Annotated in this window: 6 protein-coding genes; 2 read left to right on the forward strand and 4 right to left on the reverse strand. The window is 72.4% G+C overall.

Going from position 1 to position 5,128, the window contains the following annotated elements:
- Positions 1-158: 158 nt before the first annotated feature.
- The 3 genes from IH80_RS0137750 to IH80_RS0137760 all read right to left on the reverse strand — a co-directional run bounded on the left by IH80_RS0137750 (position 159) and on the right by IH80_RS0137760 (position 2,869).
- On the reverse strand, positions 159-1,124 hold the full coding sequence (locus IH80_RS0137750) for a ParB/RepB/Spo0J family partition protein (protein WP_051810358.1): 966 nt from the start codon (positions 1,122-1,124) through the stop codon (positions 159-161).
- Positions 1,125-1,318: 194 nt separating this feature from the next.
- On the reverse strand, positions 1,319-2,227 hold the full coding sequence (gene galU, locus IH80_RS0137755) for a UTP--glucose-1-phosphate uridylyltransferase GalU (protein WP_030966422.1): 909 nt from the start codon (positions 2,225-2,227) through the stop codon (positions 1,319-1,321).
- Positions 2,228-2,284: 57 nt separating this feature from the next.
- Positions 2,285-2,869: a TetR/AcrR family transcriptional regulator gene (locus IH80_RS0137760; RefSeq protein ID WP_234432530.1), complete on the reverse strand. Its 585-nt coding sequence runs from the start codon at positions 2,867-2,869 to the stop codon at positions 2,285-2,287.
- 311 nt (positions 2,870-3,180) lie between these two features.
- On the opposite strand from IH80_RS0137760, the gene IH80_RS0137765 reads away from it, so the two are divergent.
- Together IH80_RS0137765 and IH80_RS0137770 are read left to right on the forward strand one after the other, a co-directional pair.
- Positions 3,181-4,383: a transposase gene (locus tag IH80_RS0137765; protein WP_030966424.1), complete on the forward strand. Its 1,203-nt coding sequence runs from the start codon at positions 3,181-3,183 to the stop codon at positions 4,381-4,383.
- A gap of 260 nt (positions 4,384-4,643) precedes the next feature.
- Complete coding sequence (locus IH80_RS0137770) at positions 4,644-4,925, forward strand: hypothetical protein (RefSeq protein ID WP_030966425.1); 282 nt, start codon at positions 4,644-4,646, stop codon at positions 4,923-4,925.
- 104 nt (positions 4,926-5,029) lie between these two features.
- Here the strand turns inward: IH80_RS0137770 and IH80_RS47040 are convergent.
- Positions 5,030-5,128: hypothetical protein (locus IH80_RS47040; RefSeq protein ID WP_158943839.1), on the reverse strand; the 99-nt coding region annotated here is incomplete at its 5' end.

Here is a 5,128-nt window from a genome sequence, read left to right on the forward strand (position 1 = left end):
CAACCGCAAACGCCCGTCCAAACGGGCCGGCAGCACCTCCCCCGCACCCGCATCAACCCGCGCACCCTCGACAACCGACATCGCCAGACTTCCTTTCGAACACACATGAACGGAGGCCTTCCAGCAGGGAAGGCCGGTACTTTTGGGGGGAGCGCCGCTCAGTCGCGGGCGTCCGCCGAGGCTCGGCGGCCCAGCTCCTCCGACAGTTCCTGCCAGTCGCGGGCGCACTGCGCGGCAGCGGCGGCAGCGGTCTCGGCGCGGTACGGGGGCACCGCGGCGACGATCCGATCCCGCTGGCGCAGCCCGCTCACCTGGAGGTCGAGCATGCGCAGCAGCAGCCGGCCCGCCTCGCTGAGTCTGAGCAGGGGGTCCTTGCACAGACCGGTGACCAGTGCGGCCAGTGGCTGGCCGCGGCCGCGGGCGGTCACCGGGGCCGGAGCGGGGGTGTTGCCCGAGCGCCGCTGTCCCACCGGTACGGGATCCTCGCCCTCACCGATCCGGCGGCGCACGTCCCGCACGGTGGACGGCGCGATACCCGCTTCCCGTGCGATCTGTCTCAGGGAGGCGGTGGGACGGCCCGCGAGGAGCCTCGCCGCGACCTCCCTGCCGCGCGCCGGATCGGCCGGCCGGACGCGTCCGTCCAGGCCGACGCGGCTCGGCGGGTCGTGCCCGGGAGCCTCCCGGCGGCGCAACGCCGCGACGGTCTTGGCCGCCAGCCCGGTCCGCCCGGCGATCCCGCGGTCGGACCAGTCCGGGTGGGACTGCAGGATCCGAGACGCCGCGGCAGTCCGTTCCGCCAGGGTCAGCGGGAGTCCGTGGCTGATGTTGGCCTCGACCGAGAGGACGAACGCGTCCTCGGGGCTGCCGTCGAAGTACGTCACTCCGACGGTGTCCCGGCCCCTCAGCACGGCCGCCCGCAGGCGGTGCGTTCCGTCGATGACGCGCATCGTGGGACGGTGCACGAGCAGCGGCGGAAGCGCCCGCCCGGAGTTCGCGAGGGCCTGTGCGTGGCTCTCGTCCACGGGGACGGTACGGGGGGAATCCGCGGCGAGCAGTTCACCGACCGGCACCTCTGCGAAGTGGGGGGTCTGCTGAACCGGGTGTCGTGCGTTCAGGTCGTCCATGGAGTTCACCTCCCTTCGTGCACTCGATGCCGGGGGCGCCGTGCCGTTCGCCGGGCCCGGAGAAGAAATTACGTAACTACCGTTCGGTAACCAATCTGGCAGCCGAACCCCGTTGAGATTTGGGCAAGTCGGCGGAGTAGGGGCCGGTCAGGTGGGCGACCGCGGAACTTCCCCGGTCGCCCACCGGCTGGGCCTCACACCGCTGCGAGTTCCTCCGCGTGCACGAACTCCCGCAGCCAGGAGAGGAATTCGGGGCCCAGGTCCTCCCGCTCGCACGCGAGCCGGACCGTCGCGCGCAGGTACTCGGCGCGGTCACCCGTGTCGTAGCGCCGACCGGAGAAGACCACCCCGTGCACCGGGCGCCCGGCGCGGACCAGGGTGCGCAGTGCGTCCGTGAGCTGGATCTCGCCGCCGCGACCGGGGCTGGTCCTGCGCAGCACGTCGAAGATCTCGGGGTCGAGGAGGTAGCGGCCGATGATCGCCAGGTTGCTGGGGGCGGTACCCGGCTCCGGCTTCTCCACCAGCTCGGTGATGCGCACGCCGTCGCCGTCGGCCGGTGCCCCTTCGACCGCGGCGCATCCGTACAGGTGGATGGCGTCCGGGTCCACCTCCATGAGGGCCACGACGCTGCCGCCGAGCCGGGCGCGCACCTCGGCCATCCGGGCCAGCAGGGGATCGCGGGGGTCGATCAGGTCGTCGGCCAGGAGGACCGCGAAGGGCTCCCGGCCGACGTGCGGTGCCGCGCACAGGACGGCGTGCCCGAGACCCTTGGGGTCCCGCTGACGCACGTAGTGGATGTCCGCGAGCTCGGTGGAGGCGCAGACGCTGTTGAGTTTGTCCTGATCACCACGACGCTGGAGGGCCTCCTCCAGCTCGTAGTTGCGGTCGAAGTGGTCCTCGAGCGGACGCTTGTTGCGTCCGGTGACCATGAGGATGTCCGACATCCCCGCCGCGACCGCCTCCTCCACCACGTACTGGATGGCGGGCTTGTCGACCACCGGGAGCATTTCCTTCGGGGTGGCCTTCGTCAGCGGGAGGAATCGGGTACCGAGTCCCGCGGCGGGGATCACTGCTTTGGTTATCTGCGGAGGCATGGAATTCATGCCGCTGACGCTAGACGGGCCCTCGCTCCGTCGGCCAGAATTCCCGCACTTTCTCGCCTACTTGGGCATTTCCGCCGCGGGCGGGGCCGCGACGCGCCGCCGGATGAGGCACCACAGTTCGCCGAGCTCGCCGGCGGCCGCGCCGGGGCGGTCGTCCCGGTCCCGGCGGGCCCGCGTGACCACACCACCGACCAGATGACCCGTCAGCCGGGTGAGCGGACGCGGGTCGACCTCCGGATGGAGCTGCCCCTCCTCCGCGGCCTGCTCCAGCAGTTCCTCCACGTCAGGGAGCCAGCAGCCGCACCACTCCGGGCCGGCGCCGACGCGTTCCTGGGTGAGGCGCGCCGCGGCGCGCACGGCCGCGTCGGACTCGATCAGCCGGCCGAGGGCCAGGACGAGCGAGGAGACGGTGTCCAGCGCCGGTCCCCCGCGGGCCGTCACGCGCTCGACCACCCTGCGGGTGGCGGCCCGGCCGGAATCCTCGACGGCGGAGGCCAGTTCCCCCTTCGCCGAGAAATGAAAGGTGACGGCTCCGATCGAAATCCCGGCCGACCTGCTCAGCCGGGAAAGCGATGTCCCCTCGTATCCATTGCGGTCGAATTCGGCGGCGGCCACCGAGATCAGATGATTACGGGTGCGCACGCCGCGCTCTTGCTTCACCACTGCACTACCACTGCCATCCGGTTCGTTCCTCACTCACCCCTGCGCCCGGCACGGGGGCGACCTCCAGCGTCACCCCGGCGCCGACCGCGCACAACGGCTACTTGACGAAGAAGCGACCATGCCCCGCCGTCCTGCGCCGCCCGCGTCGGGGGGCGGCGACGCCGTACCCCCAACGTGCCCAAGTCGCGTCGGGGGCGCCATACTTCGGCTAGAAAACAAAACGAACGTTCTGTATTCTCTTGCGTGTCTTGGCGCAGACCGATGTCCGCACCGGAGGGGAGAGACGACAGATGACAGCGCACACGAGGACCAGAGCCCCGGCCACCGGTGGTACCGCCCTGGACGAGTTCACGGAACGCCTCTTCGGCCACTTACCGAGGGCCGACCAACGCAGATGGGCGCGGGTCTACTTACAGGGCCTGCTGACCACCCCGGGCAAGAAGACCGTCCGCAGGCTCGCCGCGTCCGTGACCACGTCACCCACCGCGTCCCAGTCCCTGCAGCAGTTCATCAACGCGAGCCCGTGGGAGTGGGATCCGGCTCGGGCGGAACTGCTCCGCTGGGTCGAGGAACGCCACCCCGTGCATGCCTGGACCATCGGGCAGGTCTGCTTCCCCAAACGGGGGGAGCACTCGGTCGGCGTCCACCGCCGCTTCGACCCCGTCGCCGGACGCATCGTCAACTGCCAGTTCGGCTTCGGCCTCTTCCTGTCCCTCGACGGCATGAGCGTGCCCGTCGACTGGCGGCTGGTGCTTCCCGAGTCCTGGTCGGTCGACCCGGCCCTGCGCCGTCGGGCCCGGATCTCCCCCGACGTCGCCCACCAGAGCCCGGAGTCCCTGGTCCTGGCGCTCATCGACTCCACGGCCGCCCGCACCTCGTCGGTGCGGGTCCCCGTGGTCGCCGACCTCAGCCGCCTCGGCTCAGCCGCCGCGCTGATCGGCATGCTCGGCCGGCGCGGCCACGACTTCCTGGTGTCCGTCCCGCCGGCCCTCACCGTCTGCGCGGCCGGGCCGGCGCACGCGGGCGAGCCGGTGCGGTCGACCGCGCGCGTCACCACCGCGGGCGAGCTCGCCCGTCGCGGCAACACCAGCCATCCGTACACGGCTCCGCCCGCGGGCCCGGCCGGCCGCCCGCAGCGGCTGCGGATCCACTCGGCACTGGTCCGGGTACCGGGCGCGGACCTTGCGGTGCCGGGCGGGCAGCAGACGTACCGTCTGTTCGGCGAAGGGGGGCCGGGGACCGGTGCACGGGCGGGCGGGGCGGTCTGGCTCACCAACATGAGCCGCCACCGGATGGACGACCTGCTGCGGCTGGTCCGGCATTCGGGCCGGGCCGCCGCCACGCTCGGTGTCCTGGCGGACGGCTTCGGCCTCCTGGACTTCGAGGGCCGTTCCTTCCCCGGCTGGCACCACCACATGACCTTGATGTCCGCCGCGTACGCCTACAAGGGGCTGCCTGCCCGGCGGGAGCGCTGGGACCGCTGGGCAGGCTAGGGCAACCGGGCCCGGCAGGGGCGCCGGGACCGCTGGGGCCGGTTCAGGGGAACCGGCTCCGCCGGGGCTTCGTAAGGCTCCGCCCCCCACCCCGCGCCTCGAACGCCGGCGCAGCGGGAACGGCGGGCCCCCGCCGGGAAGCGCGGGCTCGCAGAGGCCGGCTGGACGCCCGCCCAGCCCAACCCTCACCGCCTGGTCGGGCCGCCGGGGCGTGGCAGGGCCGATTACCGGCAGCGGCGCCCTGCTGAGACCATGGGCCGGTGAACTCAGGACTCCCCGCCGGATGGACGATCGAACGCGTGCGCACCGTCTCCGGAGACCCGAGCGCTGCCGTGCTCCCCGTCGATCGGCTCGTGGTCGTCGAGGTGGCCGGGCAGGGCGCCTACGAGCCGCTCCGGCCCGAGGTGATCCTCGCGTTTCACGAGTTGTGCCTCGTTCAGCACGACGGTGAGTGGTTCATGGGGCAGCTCGACGATGCCGGCTCGGTGATCTGCTGGGCCTCCTACGGCGCGGACCTGGCCGAGGCCATCTGCAGTCTGTGAACGGCACGCCGCCCTCAGCCCCTCCCCGAACGGGCCGGGCGTGGCCGGGCGTGGCCGGGCTGGAGTTGGGGGCCCGCGCCGGGAGCGCGGGCCCGCAGGATGCGTCAGGCGCGGATGAGGGCCAGGGCCTCGTCGCGGACGCGGACCAGGGTTTCCCGGTCGCGGGCCTCGACGTTCAACCGCAGCAACGGCTCCGTGTTCGA

This window comes from Streptomyces sp. NRRL S-378 (assembly GCF_000720645.1).
Classification (GTDB): Bacteria; Actinomycetota; Actinomycetes; order Streptomycetales; family Streptomycetaceae; genus Streptomyces.

What these genes read in the sequence shown, in the direction of transcription:
- IH80_RS0137750 (WP_051810358.1), bottom strand. Translation starts at nt 1,124, where the DNA reads ATGGACGACCTGAACGCACGACACCCGGTTCAGCAGACCCCCCACTTC.
- galU (WP_030966422.1), bottom strand. Translation starts at nt 2,227, where the DNA reads ATGAATTCCATGCCTCCGCAGATAACCAAAGCAGTGATCCCCGCCGCG.
- IH80_RS0137765 (WP_030966424.1), top strand. Translation starts at nt 3,181, where the DNA reads ATGACAGCGCACACGAGGACCAGAGCCCCGGCCACCGGTGGTACCGCC.